This window comes from Streptomyces iranensis, from assembly GCF_017874715.1.
GTDB classification, from domain to species: Bacteria; Actinomycetota; Actinomycetes; order Streptomycetales; family Streptomycetaceae; genus Streptomyces; species Streptomyces iranensis.
Map to the genome: position 1 here is coordinate 94,638 of NZ_JAGGLR010000019.1, position 18,589 is coordinate 113,226.

Consider the following 18,589-nt stretch of genomic DNA (forward strand, 5'->3'; position numbering starts at 1 on the left):
GGAGGATCCGTGGACCTGTCCCTGTCGACTCGGACCGTCGACGACCGCACGGTCGTCGAGGTCGGTGGCGAGATTGATGTATACACCGCGCCCAAGCTGCGCGAGCAGCTGGTCGAGCTTGTCAACGACGGCAATTACCACCTGGTCGTCGACATGGAGGGCGTCGACTTTCTCGACTCCACCGGACTCGGCGTGCTCGTCGGCGGGCTCAAGCGAGTGCGGGCCCACGAGGGCTCGCTGCGCCTGGTTTGCAACCAGGAGCGCATTCTGAAGATCTTCCGCATCACCGGCCTGACCAAGGTGTTCCCGATTCACACCTCGGTCGAGGACGCTGTCGCGGCGACCGACTGACAAGATCGCCGAAGGAAGACACAGAAGGGGGTTCCGGGCGGCGCTCGCCCGGCCCTCCCCATACGCACGCCCATACGCCCGAGGGGGATGGCATGGCCACCGTCGAACTCCGCTTCAGCGCGCTGCCCGAGCACGTCAGGACCGCTCGTCTTGTCGCGGCGGCCGTGGCGCGCCGGGCGGGGGTGGATGAGGCCGTGCTCGACGAGGTGCGGCTCGCGGTCGGCGAGGCCTGCACACGTGCGGTCGGGCTCCACCTGAGCAATGGGGTGGAGGCACCGGTGCGGGTGATCCTGACCGAGGAGGAGAAGAAGTTCTCCATCGAGGTCGGTGACGAATCCCCGACCTCGGCCGCCCTGGCGCCCGGCTCCCATCCGGAGGCGGACGACGAGGCCGAGGGTGAGGACGAGATGGGTCTCGCCGTCATCAGCGGGCTCGTCGACGATGTCGAGGTGACGACCAGCGAGACCGGTGGAGTGATCCGGATGAGCTGGCCGACATCGCCCCAGCCTCTGGTGTCCTAGCCCAAGCCAAGGCCTTTGGTGGCCTGGACCACCGGTTCGGGTTCGGCCCGTACCGGGTCGGGGCATGTGCTCACCGGGTCGGGGCATGTCCTCGCCGGGTTGGGGCATGTGCTCGCCGGGTCGGGCCCTGCCTTCGACGGTTCAGGCCATGTTCCAGCGGGCCGGGCCGGGCCTTGTCTCGCCCTCGGGGCCCGGCGCGGGCTGAACTCGCCATGGCCGCCGAATCGGGCCCCTCGAGGGGCATCTGCCCGCCATCCCCTCGCCCGATCTTCCGGACTACCGGACCGGCCGTTTCAAGATCGCCGATCCGGCTGTCGGCGTGCCCGCGCCCGCTCGGCGGCATCGTCCCGGCGTACCCCGGGCGCACCCCACGGCGCATCTCTCGGCGCGCGCATTTTCGATCTCGGGCGTAGGCTCTGAACACCGCTTTTCTCGGTGCGGCACAACCGCCGCAAGATCGACATTGAGATCATCCACATAGATCATTTATAGAGATCACTTTACATCCGTCACCGCATTGTCGATCTTCCTTCTTCCGAAGGAATTCGTACCGCCAAGCCTATTGATCTTCGCTGGTGCGGGGGAATTCCCATTCCGGCGCCCTGTTTTGATCGTGTGACGCTCCCTACAATCCGTCCACATCTCGAGCTCAGGACGCCTGAGCGCGGCGGCTCTTCTGCGGTCGCAGAACTGCTGCGCGCCCATGTGCCAAACGTCAAGGAGGACGAATGGCGGGGCCTCTCACCCCTCATCAGCTGGACCTCACCCCAACCCTGGCCGCCGCAGAGCTGACCGACGACAACCGTGTGATCGTGCTGGTGATCGCCGCCGTCGCGATCGCGGCGCTCGCGGTCGCGGTGGTGCTGGTACGACAAGTCCTCGCGGCCGGCGAGGGCACGGACAGTATGAAGAAGATCGCCGAAGCCGTTCAGGAAGGCGCCAATGCCTATCTGGCCCGGCAGCTGCGCACCCTCGGTGGATTCGCCGTGGTGGTGTTCTTCCTGCTCATGCTGTTGCCGGCGGACGACTGGCCGCAGCGCATCGGGCGTTCGGTGTTCTTTCTGATCGGTGCGGCATTCTCGGCGGCGACCGGCTATATCGGGATGTGGCTCGCGGTGCGCAGCAATGTGCGCGTCGCCGCCGCCGCCCGTGAGGCCACCCCCGAGCCCCCCACCACACCCGTCAATGGCGATTCGGCCGCTTCCTCGCCCGGTAAGCCGAGCGTGGATCTCACGGCCGTCTCGCACAAGGCAATGAAGATCGCATTCCGCACCGGCGGTGTGGTGGGCATGTTCACCGTGGGCCTCGGACTGCTGGGCGCCTCCTGTGTGGTGCTGGTCTACGCGGCCGACGCGCCCAAGGTGCTGGAGGGCTTCGGCCTCGGCGCCGCGCTGATCGCGATGTTCATGAGGGTCGGCGGTGGCATCTTCACCAAGGCCGCCGACGTCGGCGCCGACCTTGTCGGCAAGGTCGAGAAGGGCATCCCCGAGGACGACCCGCGCAACGCCGCGACCATCGCGGACAACGTTGGCGACAACGTCGGGGACTGCGCCGGTATGGCCGCCGACCTCTTCGAGTCGTACGCCGTCACCCTGGTGGCCGCGCTGATCCTCGGCAAGGCGGCCTTCGGCGACTCCGGGCTGGCCTTCCCGCTGCTCGTCCCGGCCATCGGCGTGGTCACCGCCATGATCGGGATCTTCGCCGTGGCCCCGCGCCGCTCCGACCGCAGCGGGATGAGCGCCATCAACCGGGGCTTCTTCCTCTCCGCCCTGATCTCGATGGCACTGGTGGCGATCGCCGTCTTCGCCTATCTGCCGTCCAGCTACGCGGATCTCGACGGCGTCACCAACCGCGAGATCCTCGGCCACAGCGGTGACCCGCGGGTGCTCGCGCTCGTCGCGGTCGCCGTCGGCATCGTGCTGGCCGCGCTCATCCAGCAGCTCACGGGCTACTTCACCGAGACCACCCGGCGCCCGGTGCGGGACGTCGGCAAGACCTCGCTGACCGGCCCGGCCACGGTGGTGCTCTCCGGTATCTCGCTGGGGCTGGAGTCCGCCGTCTACTCGGCGGTGCTGATCGGGCTGAGCGTCTACGGCGCGTTCCTGCTCGGCGGCACTTCGATCATGCTGGCGCTGTTCGCCGTGGCGCTCGCCGGTACCGGTCTGCTCACCACGGTCGGCGTGATCGTCGCCATGGACACCTTCGGCCCGGTCTCCGACAACGCCCAGGGCATCGCCGAGATGTCCGGCGATGTCGAGGGCGCGGGCGCGCAGGTGCTCACCGACCTGGACGCGGTCGGCAACACCACCAAGGCGATCACCAAGGGCATCGCCATCGCGACGGCGGTGCTCGCGGCGGCCGCGCTCTTCGGCTCGTACCGCGACGCCATCGCCGAGGCGGTGAGCGACGTGCACACCTCCGTGGCCGGGGAGATGAATCTGAACCTGGACATCTCGCAGCCCAACAACCTCGTGGGCCTCGTCCTCGGCGCCGCCGTCGTCTTCCTCTTCTCCGGGCTGGCGATCAACGCGGTGTCGCGGTCGGCCGGTGCGGTGGTCTTCGAGGTGCGGCGGCAGTTCCGCGAGAAGCCCGGGATCATGGACTACAGCGAGACGCCGGAGTACGGCCGAGTCGTCGACATCTGCACCAAGGACGCGCTGCGCGAGCTGGCCACACCGGGTCTGCTCGCCGTCATGGCGCCGATCGCCGTCGGCTTCACCTTCGGGGTCGGCGCGCTCGGCTCCTTCCTGGCGGGCGCGATCGGCACCGGCACGCTGATGGCCGTCTTCCTCGCCAACTCCGGCGGCGCCTGGGACAACGCCAAGAAGCTGGTCGAGGACGGTCACCACGGCGGCAAGGGGAGCGAGGCCCATGCCGCGACGGTGATCGGCGACACGGTCGGGGATCCCTTCAAGGACACCGCCGGTCCCGCGATCAATCCGCTGCTGAAGGTGATGAACCTGGTGGCGCTGCTGATCGCCCCCGCGGTGGTCAAGTTCTCCTACGGGGACGACGCCAGCCCGGGGCTGCGTGCGGCCGTCGCGGTGATCGCCGTCGTGATCATCGTGACCGCCGTCTACATCTCCAAGCGGCGCGGAATCGTCGTAGGTGACGAAGACAACTCCGAGCGCGTGGCGAAGTCAGCCGACGCGGCGGTGGTGTCCTAGCCCGGAAGGGGTCAGGGGGCCGGGAGAGCCCCCGCGACATGCGGGCGGGCGGTGTGCGACGGCACATCGTCCGCCCGCTTCCCTGTCCGCGGTGCGCCATCCGCTCGATGAGGCCATGTCCACAATGAGCGTGGTGCAAATGCTCTCAAAAATGTTTATACGGGACGCTCTTCCGGTGGGCTTGGCCGGATGGACGTGTATGTTCCGGGGCCGAGAGCCATGGAAGGGACCAATCCGGTGAACAAGAAGCTTGTGGCTGCACTGTCCGGCGGTGCGGCACTCGTACTGGCGCTGACAGGCTGCGGGGGCGGCGACGACGACAAGAAGGTCAACGACTGGGCCAAGTCGGTCTGTGACGAGGTGCAGCCTCAGCTGAAGAAGATCCAGGGCGCCAACACCGCGATCCAGGGTGCCGCCGACGAGCAGGACTCCAAGAAGCTGCAGCAGACCGACTCCAAGGCGTTCCAGGAGATCTCCGAGTCCTACGGGGCCCTCGCCAAGGCCGTGAACAAGGCGGGCCCGCCGCCCGTGGACAACGGCGACAAGACTCAGAAGCAGGCGGTCAAGGAGCTCAACGCCACCTCGGGGTCGTACACGAAGCTGAAGTCGGCCATCGACAAGCTGGACACCTCGGACAAGTCCAAGTTCGCCCAGGGGCTCGCGGGCGTCGCCGATGAGCTCGACAAGCTCAGCAAGTCGGGTGACCAGGCCCTGCAGAAGCTCCAGGAGGGCAAGGTCGGCTCGGCGATGGCCAAGCAGCCCGGCTGCCAGAAGCCGAAGACGGCCGGCGGCGCCACGACGCAGTCGTAGCCGGCCCTCGCTGGTCCTCGTAGCCCTCGTAGCCCTCGTAGCCCTCGTAGCCCTCGTAGTCCTCACAGGCCTCCCGGGCGGTTCCCGTAGTCCTTACGTGGACCGCCCGGGAGTTCTCGCGCCAGGGGGCCAACGCCGCCCTCTGACGCACCCTTTGTCGGCCCGTCACCCGGGTCGGCGCGGGCGATGTCGTCCCGATGCCGACTGCCGTCGCCCGCTGTCGGCGGTTGCCCCGACAATGGGGGCGTGAGTACGCACCAGCCCTCGTTCCGCCTTCCCACCGCCGACCCCGAGCGCACCGCCCGCCTGCGCGAGGCGCTGTCGGCCGCCTCCTTCACCGCCGACGGTCTGCTGGACCTGTTCGGCCCGTCCGCCTACACGGCCCTGGCGCGCGGGGAGACCGTCCCGGCGCTGCGCGCCACCCGGAGCGGGAGCGGCCCGCTGGAGACCCTGGTGCGGCTCTTCCTGTTGCAGTGCCCCGTGGCGTACGGGCGGGCGGCCGCGGCCCTCCCGGTCGAGGACTGCCTCGCCGACGGCTGGCTGGTGCGCGAGGGCGACGAGGTGCGCGCGAGTGTGGACGTGCGGCCTTACGGCGGGCCCGAGGGCCAGGACTGGTGGATCGTCTCCGACCTGGGCTGCGCGGTCGGCGGCGCGGCGGGGATCGGTGGGCCGGGCGGGGCGCGCGGCCGTGAGGACCGTTCCCGGCTCGTCCTCGGGGTCGGCGGAGCGTCCACCACGCTCGCAGGTCTCACCGTCCCCGCGCCCGTGGACCGGGTCCTCGACCTCGGCACCGGTTCCGGCATCCAGGCGCTGTACGCGGGCCGCCACGCCTCCCGCGTGACCGCCACGGACCGCAATCCGCGCGCCCTGGCCATCGCCCGGCTGACCCTCGCCCTGTCCGGTGCGCCGGAGCCGGATCTGCGGGAGGGGTCGCTGTTCGAGCCGGTCCGGGACGAGACGTACGACCTGATCGTCTCCAACCCGCCCTTTGTGATCTCCCCGCGCTCCCCGGAGGGCAGCGAGCTGGTCTACCGGGAGGGCGGGATGTCCGGGGACGATCTGTGCCGCACCCTCGTCCAGCGGTCCGCCGGGCATCTCGCCGACGGCGGCTGGTGTCAGCTGCTCGCGAACTGGCAGCACGTCGAGGGCGAGGACTGGCGCGAGCGGCTGGCCTCCTGGGTCCCGCCCGGCTGTGACGCGTGGATCGTGCAGCGCGAGGTGCAGGACGTCACCCAGTACGCCGAGCTGTGGCTGCGCGACGCCGGTGAGCACCTGGCCGGCCCCGAGGCGTACGCGGCGCGTTACGACGCGTGGCTGGACGAGTTCGAGGCGCGGAAGACCACGGCCGTCGGCTTCGGCTGGATCACCCTGCGCAAGTCCGGTGCCGACCGGCCCTCGGTGACCGTGGAGGAGTGGCCCCATCCGGTCGAGCAGCCGCTGGGGGCCGAGATCATGGCCCACTTCGACCGGCAGGACTTCCTGCGCACGCATGACGACGCGGCGCTGCTGACCGCCCGCTTCCGGCTGGCCGACGACGTCGTCCAGGAACAGGTGGGTCCGCCCGGGGCCGAGGACCCCGAGCATGTGGTGCTCAGGCAGCACCGGGGGATGCGGCGCGCGACGAAGGTGGACACGGTCGGGGCGGGCTTCGCGGGTGTGTGCGACGGCACACTGAGCGCGGGCCGGATCCTGGACGCCATCGCCCAGTTGCTCGGTGAGGATCCGGTGGTGCTGCGCGACCGCACCCCGGAGTCGATCCGGCTCCTGGTCGAGCAGGGCTTTCTGCGAGCGGGGGGCGACGACGGCATAGAGATGTCATGACGGGCATAGAGATGTCATGAAGGCATAGGGACGCCACGACCGCCGTAGGGGCCGGATGGGAACGCGCCGCGCGTGTCCTGGGGGCGTACGCCGGTGGTACAGCGCCCTCTATCGCGCCCCCGTATGGCAGGAAGCTGTCGCGGGGGCGCCGGAGGGGCCGCCCCGGGGCGGGGTGCGGACGGGGCCCGGCGAGGCGACGCGCGCGCGAGGCGACGCCCGCTGTTCACCCGGGGTTCGCGCCCACGCCTCCCGCGCGTGCCACGCTCCCGCCATGGAGAGCGGACCTGCGATCTTCGCCGGAACGGCATTCGTGTTGTTCGGCGCCGCGCTGCTGCTGTGGACGGCGGCGCGCCTGAGGCTGCGTGTGCCGGTCGCACACGGTGTGAGTCCTGTCGCTTCCGCGGTGCTCTCCCTTCTCTTCGGCATCGCCGCGCTGAGCGGCGGAATCTGGTGTCTGGGTTACGCCTGACAGGGCCTTCCACGCTGCCTCGTGCCGGTCCGGGCGGCAGACAGGACGGTTGTCGGGTTACCGTTCGAGTGGCGTTGCGGGCTTTTTCCGTTTGACACGGGGGCGGGATGTACCGTCACACTCCGCAGCGTCACCGTAGAGGGAGGCCGTGAGCGTTACCTACGCGGCACTGCCCGTTCACCGAGAGTCGACCGGAGAGAAGAGCGAAGTTGTCCCCGACCACCAGCGAGACCGCGCAGGGCGGCCGCCGACTCGTCATCGTCGAGTCGCCTGCCAAGGCGAAGACGATCAAGGGCTACCTCGGTCCGGGCTACGTGGTCGAGGCCAGCGTCGGGCACATCCGGGACCTGCCGAACGGTGCGGCCGAGGTTCCCGACAAGTACACCGGCGAGGTCCGGCGCCTCGGCGTGGATGTCGAGCACGACTTCCAGCCCGTCTATGTGGTCAACGCTGACAAGAAGAGCCAGGTCAAGAAGCTCAAGGAGCTGCTCGCCGACTCCGACGAGCTCTTCCTGGCCACCGATGAGGACCGTGAGGGCGAGGCCATCGCCTGGCACCTCCAGGAGGTGCTCAAGCCCAAGGTCCCGGTGCGCCGGATGGTCTTCCACGAGATCACCAAGGACGCCATCCGGGCCGCCGTGGCCAACCCGCGCGAGCTGAACCAGCGCCTGGTCGACGCCCAGGAGACCCGCCGTATCCTCGACCGCCTCTACGGCTACGAGGTCTCGCCGGTCCTGTGGAAGAAGGTCATGCGCGGCCTGTCGGCTGGCCGGGTCCAGTCGGTCGCCACCCGTCTCGTCGTCGAGCGGGAGCGCGATCGCATCGCCTTCCGCTCCGCCGAGTACTGGGACCTCACCGGGACCTTCGCCACCGGCCGGGCGGGTGACGTCAGCGACCCCGGCACCTTCGGTGCCCGCCTTACGGCCGTCAACGGCCTTCGGGTCGCCCAGGGGCGCGATTTCACCTCGCTCGGGCAGCTCAAGGACGGCCTCAACGTCCTCCACCTGGACGAGGCGGGCGCCCGCTCGCTGGCCGCGGCCCTCGCCGACACCGCCTTCACGGTGCGCTCGGTCGAGTCCAAGCCGTACCGCCGCTCGCCGTACGCGCCGTTCCGCACCACGACCCTGCAGCAGGAGGCCAGCCGCAAGCTGGGCTTCGGTGCCAAGGCCACCATGCAGGTCGCGCAGAAGCTGTACGAAAACGGCTACATCACCTATATGCGTACGGACTCCACCGTCCTGTCGGACACGGCGGTGGCGGCGGCTCGGGCGCAGGTCACCCAGCTGTACGGGGCCGACTACCTGCCCGACAAGCCGCGCACCTACGCGGGCAAGGTCAAGAACGCCCAGGAGGCGCACGAGGCCATCCGCCCCTCGGGAGACCGTTTCCGCACCCCGGCGGAGACCGGCCTCACCGGCGACCAGTTCCGGCTCTATGAGCTGATCTGGAAGCGGACCGTCGCCTCCCAGATGAAGGACGCGGTCGGCAACTCGGTCACCGTCAAGATCGGCGGGCAGGCGAGCGACGGCCGGGACGCCGAGTTCTCCGCCTCCGGTAAGACGATCACCTTCCACGGCTTCATGAAGGCCTATGTGGAGGGCGCCGACGACCCGAACGCCGAGCTCGACGACCGCGAGCGCCGGCTGCCGCAGGTCACCGAGGGCGACCGGCTCACCGCCGAGGAGATCACCGCCGACGGCCACGCGACCAAGCCCCCGGCCCGCTACACCGAGGCGTCGCTGGTCAAGGAGCTGGAAGAGCGCGAGATCGGCCGCCCGTCGACCTACGCCACGATCCTGGGCACCATCCTCGACCGCGGCTACGTCTTCAAGAAGGGCACCGCGCTCGTGCCCTCCTTCCTGAGCTTCGCCGTGGTCAACCTGCTGGAGAAGCACTTCGGCCGGCTGGTCGACTACGACTTCACCGCCAAGATGGAGGACGACCTCGACCGCATCGCGCGCGGCGAGGCCGAGGCAGTGCCGTGGCTGAAGCGCTTCTACTTCGGCGAGGGCGCCCAGGCCGGTGCCGCCGAGGCCGGGAACGGCGACGGCGACCACCTCGGCGGCCTCAAGGAGCTGGTCACCGACCTGGGCGCGATCGACGCCCGGGAGATCTCGTCCTTCCCCGTGGGCGACGGCATCGTGCTGCGCGTCGGCCGCTACGGGCCGTACGTGGAGCGTCCCTCGGAGGTCGAGGGCGGTACCGGCCAGCGCGCCGACGTTCCCGACGACCTGCCGCCGGACGAGCTGACCGTGGAGCTCGCGGAGGAGCTGCTCGCCAAGCCGAGCGGTGAGTTCGAGCTGGGTTCCGACCCCGAGACCGGGCGCATGATCGTCGCCAAGGACGGCCGCTACGGCCCGTACGTCACCGAGGTGCTCCCCGAGGACACCCCCAAGAGCGGTAAGAACGCCATCAAGCCGCGCACGGCCTCCCTGCTGAAGTCGATGTCCCTGGACACGGTGACCCTGGAGGACGCGCTCAAACTGATGTCGCTGCCGCGTGTGGTCGGCATCGACCCCGAGGGCGTGGAGATCACCGCGCAGAACGGCCGCTACGGCCCGTACCTGAAGAAGGGCACGGACTCGCGGTCGCTGGAGACCGAGGAGCAGCTCTTCGCCATCACGCTCGAGCAGGCGCTGGCGATCTACGCCCAGCCCAAGCAGCGTGGCCGGGCCGCGGCCAAGCCGCCGCTGAAGGAGCTGGGCACCGACCCGGTCAGCGAGCGGCCCGTGGTGGTCAAGGACGGCCGCTTCGGTCCGTACGTCACGGACGGCGAGACCAACGCGACGCTGCGCCGTGACGACGACGTGGAGACCATCACGCCCGAGCGCGGCTTCGAGCTGCTCGCCGAGAAGCGCGCCAAGGGCCCGGCCAAGAAGACCGCCAAGAAGACGGCGGCGAAGAAGACCGCGGCCAAGAAGACGACGGCGAAGAAGACGGCCGCCAAGAAGACCGCGGCGACGAAGACGGCCGCTAAGAAGACGACCGCCAAGACTGCCGCCAAGAAGACGGCGGCCAAGAAGACGGCGGCCGAGAGATCGTCGGCCAACGCCGAGTAGCCGGCCGACGGCGGGCGGGAAAGCGGAGGAAGGCGGAGCAATCCGCACGCCATCCACGGCTCACCGCCCGTTTGTTCGGCCGGGGGGCCGTCGATTCATGCGATCCGGATAGGCTGGCGGGATGACGCGAGAGCAGCCAACGGACGTGACCGCCACCTCCGGTGCCCTTGCCGCGGACTCCCGCGAGCGGGCCGTACGAGCCCTGCTGCGCTATCAGCCGATGCGACGGCTGTGGAGCGCTCAACTCGTCGGTGGTACCGGGGACGTGCTCGCCGTACTGGTACTGGTGCTGCTGACGCTCCAGGCATCGGTGGCGGCCGACTCCTTCGGCGGCGGGTATCGCGGTGCGGCCTTCGCGGTGGCGGTGGTGCTCGGCGTACGGCTCTTCGCGACCGTGCTGTTCGGCGCGGTGCTCCTCGGGCCGCTCGCCGCGCTGATCGGCCCCTCCGGGCCGCTGGACCGCCGCTGGACCATGGTCGGCGCGGACGGTCTGCGGCTGGTGCTGCTCCTCATCGCGCCGCTGTGGATCGACTGGGCCCCGGCCGACGCCGTCGCCTGGCTGCTCATCACCACCTTCGTCGTCGGCGTCGTGGAGCGCTTCTGGACCGTCGCCAAGGACGGCGCGGCCCCCTCGCTGCTCCCGGCGCCGCCCGCCGAGGGCGCCGCCGTGCGGCCGCTGCCCGACCACCTGGACGCGCTGCGCCGGCTCTCGCTCCGTACGAACTTCGTGACGCTGCCGATCGCGGCCGCCGCGCTGCTCGTCGTCACGCTGATCGGCAGGCTGCTGGGCACCGGCGTGGAGTGGTTCCACACCCACCAGGCCGCCCTCGGCTCGTATGTCGGCGCCGGACTCTTCGCCGCGTCGATCTCGATCCTCACCTTCGTCGAACTGCCCGGCGCGCAGACCAGCCGCACCCGCTCCCCCCTGGAGGGGTTGCGCCGCCCCCGTGCCGCCTCTGGCTCCGGCGCCGACAAGGGCCGCACCGGAGCCGTTCCGCTGCTGGTGCTCGCCTGCGCCGGGGTGGCGGGCGCGATCGCCGCGGCCGTGGGCGTCGCCCCGCTGCAGGCCATGGACCTCGGCGGCGGGCCGGTCGGCTTCGCCCTGTTCGTCCTCGTCCTGACCGGCGGTCCGGCGATGGGCATCCGCTGGGCCCCGAAGGTCCTCCCGGGCCTTTCGCGGCGCCGGCTGCTGGCGCTGTCGGTCGCGCTGACCGGGCTCGCGCTGCTCACGGTGGGCCTGGTGCACGACACCACCACCGTCGTGCTGATCGCCCTGATCGCGGGCGTGTCGGCGGGTGTCGCCGCCCACACCGGCCACTCCCTGCTGGACCAGGAGTCCGAGGAGACCCGCCGGCCCCGGATGACCGAGCATGTGCAGGCCGTCGTGCGCGTCGGCGTCGGGCTCGGCGCGGTCGCCGCGCCGCTGCTCGCCGCCGTCATCGGACCGCACCGGCTCGGCAGCGGTGACTTCGTCTTCGCCCACGGTGGCGCGGCCTTCACCCTGATGCTGGTGGGCGCGCTGCTGCTGCCCGTCGCCGCGCTGGTCCTCGGCCGGACCGACGACCGGCAGGGCGTGCCGCTGCGGCGCGATCTGCGGGAGGCACTGCTCGGCGGGGGCGGCGCGGGCGAGGGCCCGGCCGCCACGGGCTTCTTCATCGCCGTCGAGGGCGGCGATGGCTCGGGCAAGTCCACGCAGGTGGAGGCGCTGGCCGAGTGGATCAGGGCCAAGGGGCACGAGGTCGTGGTGACCCGTGAGCCGGGCGCCACCGCGATTGGCAAGCGGCTGCGCTCGATCCTGCTCGACGTCTCGTCCGCCGGGATCTCGCACCGCGCCGAGGCGCTGCTGTACGCGGCGGACCGCGCCGAGCACGTCGACACCGTGGTCCGCCCGGCGCTGGAGCGCGGCGCGGTCGTCATCTCGGACCGCTACATCGACTCGTCCGTCGCCTACCAGGGCGCGGGGCGCGACCTCGCCGCGACCGAGATCGCCCGCATCTCGCGCTGGGCGACGAACGGCCTGGTGCCGCATCTGACGGTGCTGCTGGACGTCTCGCCGGAGACCGCGCGCGAACGCTTCACCGAGGCCCCGGACCGGCTCGAGTCCGAGCCCGCCGAGTTCCACCAGCGGGTACGGGCCGGATTCCTGGCCCTCGCCGCCGCCGACCCGGCCCGCTACATCGTCGTCGACGCCGGGCAGCTGCCGGAGGCGGTCACCTCCGTGGTGCGCCACCGCCTGGACCAGATGCTGCCGCTGTCCGAGGCGGAGGTGAAGGCCCAGGAGGAGGCACGTAAGGCCGCCGAGGAGGAGGCTCGTCGGCGCGCTGAGGAAGAGGCCGCCCGTAAGGCCGAGGAGGAACGGCTGGAGCGCGAGCGCCAGGAGGCGCTCGCCAAGGCCCGCGCCGAGGAGGAGGAGCGCAAGCGGCTCGAGCTGGAGGAGGCCCGTCGGCGCGAGGCCGAGCGGCAGGCGGAGGCGGCCCGCCAGCGGGCCGAGGACGCGCGCCGCAGGGCCGAGGAGGACCGCAAGCGCATCGAGGCCGAGGACCGCGCCCGCGCCGCGGAGGAGGAGCGGCGCCGCCTCCAGGAGGAGGCGGACGCGCTGCGCCGGGCCGAGGCCGAGGCGCGCCGCCAGGAAGAGCAGCGCAAGGCCGAGGAGGCGCTGCTGAGGGCGGAGCAGGCACGGCTGGCGGCGGACGCGGCGTCCTCCGGGGCGGACGCGCCGACCGTCTCCGGGGCGGATGCGCCGACCGTGGAGACCGAGACCCCGGCCCCGCCGCCCGAGGACGAGGACGGCCCCCGGGGCACCGGCGGCGCCCGGGGCGCGGCGGGCTCCGGCGCGGACGACTCGCACCCACACTCGCACTCGCGCTCGCACCCGGACACGACGGAGACGGTCCAGACACCGAGGTTCGACCCCCCGCGGGCGGGGTACGGCGGCGAGTCCGGCCGTCCCGGCACCGGATCGGCGGCGGCCGATGAGACCGCGGTGCTGCCACCCGTGCCTCCCGCGTCGCCTGTACCGCCCCAGAAGCCCCAGAACGGCCCGGATGCCGACGAGACCGCTGTGCTGCCGCCCGTACGGCCCCAGGACGGCCCGGAGCGCCGGGGCGGCCCGGACGCCGAGGAGACGACCGCCCTGCCCCAGCCGCCCGCCGAGCCGCCCACGAACGCGGCCGACGAGACGGCCGTCCTGCCGCCCGTACGGGACGAGCGCTCCGCCGACCCGGCGGACCGGGTCCCGCCGTGGCTGTTCCGCCCGGACGAGGGCCAGGGTCAGGGCCAGGGCCAGGAGCACGGCCAGGAGCACGGCCAGGGGAACGAGCGCACGCGCGAGATGCCGCAGTACGGCCAGGGCCAGGGCCAGGGCCAGCAGGGGTATGACCAGGGTCAGGCGCAGGGCGAGGCGGAACCGCCGCGTCGGCGCCGCCGCCCCGAGTGGGCCGAGGAGACCCCCCTGGACGACCTCCCGTCCCTGGCCGACGAACTGCTCGGCCCCCGCGACGACGAGGACGGCCGCCGCCGCTGACGGAGGTCCGCTGATGGTCCGTTTCGGGCGCTGCCGCCGATGGCCGCGCCCGGCTGAGGCAGGGCGCCGAAGGGACATCGGCGCTGGGCGCTGACTTTTCCGGCCTTCCGGCCTTCCGGCCTTCCGGCCTTCCGGCCTTCCAGGGAGTCCTGAGGGTGCAGTCGTGCCCTTCGGCGTATGAGCGGCCCCGGGGCGGAGCTGCACCCTCCAGCCCCTCCGGCGTTTGAGGAGCGGGGTCCAGGGGCGGCGCCCCGGTTCGGGAAGGGGCGGGGCGGGGGAAGACGAACCGTCCCCGCGTCGCAGCCGATGGCCGTGTCCGGCTGTCGGCGGGGTGGCTGCGTCAGCGCGCCGACGGCGGGTGGCCGCCGGAGACCCGCCGACCGGATGGCGTCGGCGGTGGGTGACGCGTTCGGGTGTCGGTGGGGTGGACCACAATGGGGTGCCGTAGGGACGAACGGCGGAGGCAGCCATGACGGTGTGGGACGACCTGGTCGGGCAGGACCGAGTGGCGGTCCAGCTGTCGGCTGCCGCGCGGGATGCGGACGCCCTGGTCACGGCGGTCAGTGAGGCGGGCGGCGGCCCCGTCGGGGAGCCCATGGCGTCGTCCAAGATGACTCACGCCTGGCTGTTCACCGGCCCGCCCGGCTCGGGCCGGGCCACCGCCGCCCGCGCCTTCGCCGCCGCGCTGCAGTGCGTCAGCCCGGACCGGGCGCTCGGCGGCGCCCCCGGCTGCGGCTTCTGCGATGGCTGTCACACCGCCCTGGTCGGCACCCACGCCGATGTGGAGGTGGTCCGTACGGACATGCTCACCATCGGCGTCAAGGAGACCCGTGAGCTCGTCCGCCGCGCCCAGCTCTCGCCCGCCGGAGGCCGGTGGCAGGTGATCGTCATGGAGGACGCCGACCGCCTTACCGAGGGCGCGGGCAATGTGCTCCTCAAGGCCGTCGAGGAGCCCGCGCCGCGCACCGTATGGCTGCTGTGCGCGCCCTCGCTGGAGGATGTGCTGCCGACGATCCGCTCCCGCTGCCGCCTCCTCACCCTCCGTACGCCCCCGGTGGACGCCGTGGCGGACATCCTCGTCCGGCGCGACGGCATCGACCCCGAGCTCGCCGCCTCCGCGGCCCGCGCCACCCAGGGGCATATCGGCCGCGCCCGCCGCCTGGCGACCGACGAGCGGGCCCGCGCCCGCCGCGCCGCCGTCCTGAAGCTCCCGCTGCGCGTCGACGACGTGGGCGGCTGCCTCAAGGCGGCCCAGGAGCTGGTCGACGCGGCGGCCGAGGACGCCAAGCAGGTGGCGGAGGAGGTCGACGCCAAGGAGACCGAGGAGCTGCGCGCCGCCCTGGGTGCAGCCGCCGGTACGGGCGGGCGGCTGCCGCGCGGTACGGCGGGGGCCATGAAGGACCTCCAGGACCGCCAGAAGCGCCGCGCCACCCGCACCCAGCGCGACAGCCTCGACCTCGCGCTCACCGATCTGACCGCCTTCTACCGGGATGTGCTGGCCCTCCAGCTCGGCTCCCAGGTGGCGCTCGCCAACACCGACGTACGGGACGTGCTGGAGCGGATCGCGTCGGGTTCGAAGCCCGAGCGGACGCTGCGCCGGATAGAGGCGATCACGGCCTGCCGTCAGGCGCTGGACAGCAATGTGGCGCCGCTGCTGGCGGTCGAGGCGATGACCATGGCGCTGCGGGCGGGCTGAGTCACCCGTACGGGTTCGTCACCGGACGCATGGAGCGTGTCCGAGTGGATACTCTCCGTAAGGGGGCGAACCGGTCCTATCCCATAGGAACCAGTACAGGGTGATCCGATCCGGCCGGCGCGATCCCGCGACTCGACCGCGAACCGAGGGATCAGTCCATGCACACCCGACGCAGCAGCCGCCCGCTCCGGACCCTCGGCGCCGCCCTTACGGCCGCCGCCCTGCTGTCCTCCGGCTGCTCGGCCGACGCCTCCGCGCCGCGCGCGGCGTCGCTGTCGAAGAAGGCCGTCCCCGCCGCCCTCAAGCCGTACTACGAGCAGACGCTGAGCTGGCGCCCGTGCGGCGGCGCGGACTTCGAATGCGCCACGCTCAAGGCCCCGCTCGACTACGCGAGGCCCGGCACCGGCCGGGACCTCGGGCTCGCGGTCTCCCGTAAGAAGGCCACCGGCACCGGCCGCCGCCTCGGTTCGCTCCTGGTGAACCCCGGCGGGCCCGGCGGCTCCGCGGTCGGTTATCTGCAGAGCTTCGCGGCCATCGGCTACCCGGCCCGGGTGCGCGCCCGCTACGACATGGTGGCGATGGACCCGCGCGGCGTGGCCGAGAGCGAGCCCGTCACCTGTCTGAGCGACAAGCAGATGGACACCTTCACCCAGACCGACCAGACGCCCGACGGGCGCGGTGAGACAGACCGTCTCGTCGCCGCCTACAAGAAGTTCGCTCACGGCTGCGCGACCCGCTCCGGCCGGATCCTCGGCCATGTCTCGACGGTCGAGGCGGCCCGCGACATGGATGTGCTGCGCGCCGCGCTCGGCGACCGGAAGCTGAATTACGTCGGCGCCTCCTACGGCACCTTCCTCGGCGCGACCTACGCCGACCTCTACCCCCACCGCGTCGGCCGCCTCGTCCTCGACGGCGCGCTCGACCCGGCGCTGTCCTCCCGGCGCATCAACCGCGACCAGACCGCCGGTTTCGAAACCGCCTTCACCGCCTTCGCCAAGGACTGCGTGCGCCGTACCGGCTGCCCCCTCGGCACCGGCTCCGTGTCCGCCGCCCGCGACCGGCTCGGCGCCTTCTTCGCCCGCCTCGACTCCCACCCGGCCCGCACCGGCGAGTCCCGCGCCCTTGGCGAGCCGCTCGCCACGATCGGCGTGATCTCCGCCATGTACGACGAGACCGCCTGGTCCCAGCTGCGCACCGCCCTCCGCTCCGCGATGGGCGGCCACGGCGGCGGTCTGCTCAACCTGGCCGACCTCTACTACGAGCGCGACACCGACGGCTCGTACGCCAACCTCATGTACGCCAACCCCGCCGTCAACTGCCTCGACCTCCCACCGGCCTTCCGCACCCCCGCCGAGGTCAGGAAGTCCATCCCCGACTTCCAGAAGGCATCCCCCGTCTTCGGCAAGGCCCTCGCCTGGGCGGCCCTGAACTGCGCCTACTGGCCCGTCCGCCCGACCGGCGCAGCCCACGCCCTGCACGCCAGGGGCGCCGCCCCCATCGTCGTCGTCGGCACCACTCGCGACCCCGCCACCCCCTACCCCTGGGCCCGCGCCCTCGCCACCCAGCTCTCCTCCGCCACCCTCCTCACCTACGACGGCGACGGCCATACGGCCTACGGCCGCGGCAGCAGCTGCATCGACAGCGCGATCAACACCTACCTCCTCACCGGCCGCCCACCCGCCCCCCACACCCGCTGCCACTGACCAGCCCCGCCCCAGCCCAGGCCCCACCCGGCCCCGTACGGAGCACCCTTCGAAACTGTGTAGACTTGGCGACGCCGCTGCTGCCAATCTGGCTCCGCGGCATGCCGCCTTAGCTCAGTCGGCCAGAGCGACGCACTCGTAATGCGTAGGTCAAGGGTTCGATTCCCTTAGGCGGCTCAGTGAGAAGCCCAGCCCGGACAGTGTCCGGGCTGGGCTTCTTTGGGTTTTCGGGGGGTCAGCCGTTGATGGGGGGCTTGGCGGACCAGGCGGTGAAGGAGAGGGTGCCGTTGTCGAGGTCCTGGTTGAAGGCGACCGTGCTGTGGGAGTTGCTGCCCGTCGGGGAGATCTGCAGGTACTTCGCGTGGGCGGTCCCGGCGCCGGTGGTGGTCCACACCAGGTCGGCCCAGGCGCTCTTGCCCGGGGCGAGGGCGATCGGGTGGGTGCCCGGGTCGGTGGCGAAGTAGGTGCTGCCGTGGCGGGCGGTGGTCTTGATGGCGGTGTGGCCGGCGCCCTCCAGGGCGACCCCGGCGTAGCCGCTGATCACGCAGGTCTCGTCGCCGGTGTTCGTCACCTTCAGGAAGGTGCCCCGGTGGTTCATCTCCGCCTGGGAGGTGCCGGCGGAGTCCAGGGTCCCCCGCAGTGTGCCCGGCTGGCATTCGGAGGTCGCCTGGGCCTTGTTGGCGCCCGAGCCCAGGGCCGTTGCCTGCTTGCCGGTCTTGTTGCCCGCCTGGCTGTGGATCGAGGCGTCCGACTGTGACGACTTCGAGGAGGAGCTCCCCTTGGCGTCGGACGAGGAGTCATTGCTCCCGCAGGCGGTGAGGGCGACGGCCGAGGCGGCGGCGATCAGCGCGGCCGCACCGGCCTTACGGATGCGGCGGTTGAGAATGTGGTGCGACATGACGACCCCCATGGGCTTCTGGTTTGTGCGGTTCCTGCTCACGCACCATCCATGGTGTCGGCCGCTGCTGGCGTTCTCTTAACGACCGCTGTCGATCCGCTAACGCCCGGCTAACGCCCGCCGTCACCGCTCGGGCGGGGTCCAGTCGGCCACGAGGTCCAGGAGGCCGGGGAAGCGGGCGTTGAGGTCGGCGATACGGACGTGGCTGCGGCGCTCCAGGCCGTATTGGCGCTGACGGGTGATGCCTGCCTCGCGGAGGGCCTTGAAGTGGTGAGTGAGGGAGGACTTGGGACGGTCGAGGCCGAACCAGCCGCAGGTGTGATCGAACTGCTCCGATTCGAGAAGGAGTTTGCGCACGATGCGGAGGCGGAGCGGATCGCTCAGCGCCGCCAGGACCGTCTCCAGGCGGATGTTCGCCACGGTCGGCTCCGGGAGCGGGGGCGGGAGGTCCGGGGGGTCGGGGAGTGCCGTGATGGCGGGGCGTCCGTTTTCGGTGGTCCGGGGGGTCATGGATGGGTCCTGGGGGTCCTCGGTGCGTGGCTCTTTGTACGAGTCCAATCGTACTGCATGT

12 protein-coding genes and 1 tRNA gene are annotated in these 18,589 nt (G+C 71.6%); 11 read left to right on the forward strand and 2 right to left on the reverse strand.

Annotated features, from left to right (window positions below):
• Nucleotides 1–9: 9 nt before the first annotated feature.
• The 11 genes from bldG (at nucleotide 10) to J2Z30_RS31740 (ending at nucleotide 17,297) form a co-directional block, all read left to right on the forward strand.
• Entirely contained in the window at nucleotides 10–351 is a 342-nt protein-coding gene (gene bldG / locus J2Z30_RS31690; RefSeq protein ID WP_014061729.1) for an anti-sigma factor antagonist BldG, read from the forward strand.
• A gap of 92 nt (nucleotides 352–443) precedes the next feature.
• Nucleotides 444–872, forward strand: a complete 429-nt coding sequence (locus tag J2Z30_RS31695; RefSeq protein ID WP_020870239.1) for an ATP-binding protein — start codon at nucleotides 444–446, stop codon at nucleotides 870–872.
• Between the two features lie 728 nt (nucleotides 873–1,600).
• Nucleotides 1,601–4,039 carry a sodium-translocating pyrophosphatase gene (locus J2Z30_RS31700; RefSeq protein WP_044573119.1) on the forward strand — a complete coding sequence of 813 codons (2,439 nt, stop codon included), beginning with the start codon at nucleotides 1,601–1,603 and terminating at the stop codon, nucleotides 4,037–4,039.
• 237 nt (nucleotides 4,040–4,276) lie between these two features.
• Complete coding sequence (locus tag J2Z30_RS31705) at nucleotides 4,277–4,849, forward strand: small secreted protein (RefSeq protein ID WP_308280143.1); 573 nt, start codon at nucleotides 4,277–4,279, stop codon at nucleotides 4,847–4,849.
• 246 nt (nucleotides 4,850–5,095) lie between these two features.
• Nucleotides 5,096–6,670 (forward strand): DUF7059 domain-containing protein, encoded by a 1,575-nt coding sequence (locus tag J2Z30_RS31710; protein WP_044573123.1) that lies wholly within the window; start codon nucleotides 5,096–5,098, stop codon nucleotides 6,668–6,670.
• 271 nt (nucleotides 6,671–6,941) lie between these two features.
• The gene (locus J2Z30_RS31715; protein ID WP_044573125.1) at nucleotides 6,942–7,139 is read left to right on the forward strand and encodes a hypothetical protein; all 198 of its coding nucleotides are present in this window, start codon (nucleotides 6,942–6,944) and stop codon (nucleotides 7,137–7,139) included.
• A 209-nt stretch (nucleotides 7,140–7,348) separates the two neighbouring features.
• Nucleotides 7,349–10,198, forward strand: a complete 2,850-nt coding sequence (gene topA / locus J2Z30_RS31720; protein ID WP_044573128.1) for a type I DNA topoisomerase — start codon at nucleotides 7,349–7,351, stop codon at nucleotides 10,196–10,198.
• A 121-nt stretch (nucleotides 10,199–10,319) separates the two neighbouring features.
• Nucleotides 10,320–13,721 carry a dTMP kinase gene (gene tmk / locus J2Z30_RS31725; protein WP_044573132.1) on the forward strand — a complete coding sequence of 1,134 codons (3,402 nt, stop codon included), beginning with the start codon at nucleotides 10,320–10,322 and terminating at the stop codon, nucleotides 13,719–13,721.
• A gap of 469 nt (nucleotides 13,722–14,190) precedes the next feature.
• The gene (locus tag J2Z30_RS31730; RefSeq protein ID WP_044573135.1) at nucleotides 14,191–15,417 is read left to right on the forward strand and encodes a DNA polymerase III subunit delta'; all 1,227 of its coding nucleotides are present in this window, start codon (nucleotides 14,191–14,193) and stop codon (nucleotides 15,415–15,417) included.
• Between the two features lie 158 nt (nucleotides 15,418–15,575).
• Nucleotides 15,576–17,120, forward strand: a complete 1,545-nt coding sequence (locus J2Z30_RS31735; protein WP_044573138.1) for an alpha/beta hydrolase — start codon at nucleotides 15,576–15,578, stop codon at nucleotides 17,118–17,120.
• 103 nt (nucleotides 17,121–17,223) lie between these two features.
• Nucleotides 17,224–17,297, forward strand: a tRNA-Thr gene (locus J2Z30_RS31740).
• Between the two features lie 58 nt (nucleotides 17,298–17,355).
• Here the strand turns inward: J2Z30_RS31740 and J2Z30_RS31745 are convergent.
• Both J2Z30_RS31745 and J2Z30_RS31750 read right to left on the reverse strand, forming a co-directional pair.
• Nucleotides 17,356–18,018 (reverse strand): DUF4232 domain-containing protein, encoded by a 663-nt coding sequence (locus tag J2Z30_RS31745; RefSeq protein ID WP_078957352.1) that lies wholly within the window; start codon nucleotides 18,016–18,018, stop codon nucleotides 17,356–17,358.
• A gap of 123 nt (nucleotides 18,019–18,141) precedes the next feature.
• The gene (locus J2Z30_RS31750; protein ID WP_044573141.1) at nucleotides 18,142–18,528 is read right to left on the reverse strand and encodes an ArsR/SmtB family transcription factor; all 387 of its coding nucleotides are present in this window, start codon (nucleotides 18,526–18,528) and stop codon (nucleotides 18,142–18,144) included.
• Between the last annotated feature and the right edge of the window lie 61 nt (nucleotides 18,529–18,589).

Coding starts and splice junctions, on each gene's coding strand:
- J2Z30_RS31715 (WP_044573125.1), top strand. CDS start 6,942: ATGGAGAGCGGACCTGCGATCTTCGCCGGAACGGCATTCGTGTTGTTC.
- J2Z30_RS31735 (WP_044573138.1), top strand. CDS start 15,576: ATGCACACCCGACGCAGCAGCCGCCCGCTCCGGACCCTCGGCGCCGCC.
- J2Z30_RS31700 (WP_044573119.1), top strand. CDS start 1,601: ATGGCGGGGCCTCTCACCCCTCATCAGCTGGACCTCACCCCAACCCTG.
- tmk (WP_044573132.1), top strand. CDS start 10,320: ATGACGCGAGAGCAGCCAACGGACGTGACCGCCACCTCCGGTGCCCTT.
- J2Z30_RS31745 (WP_078957352.1), bottom strand. CDS start 18,018: ATGTCGCACCACATTCTCAACCGCCGCATCCGTAAGGCCGGTGCGGCC.
- J2Z30_RS31730 (WP_044573135.1), top strand. CDS start 14,191: ATGACGGTGTGGGACGACCTGGTCGGGCAGGACCGAGTGGCGGTCCAG.
- J2Z30_RS31750 (WP_044573141.1), bottom strand. CDS start 18,528: ATGACCCCCCGGACCACCGAAAACGGACGCCCCGCCATCACGGCACTC.
- J2Z30_RS31695 (WP_020870239.1), top strand. CDS start 444: ATGGCCACCGTCGAACTCCGCTTCAGCGCGCTGCCCGAGCACGTCAGG.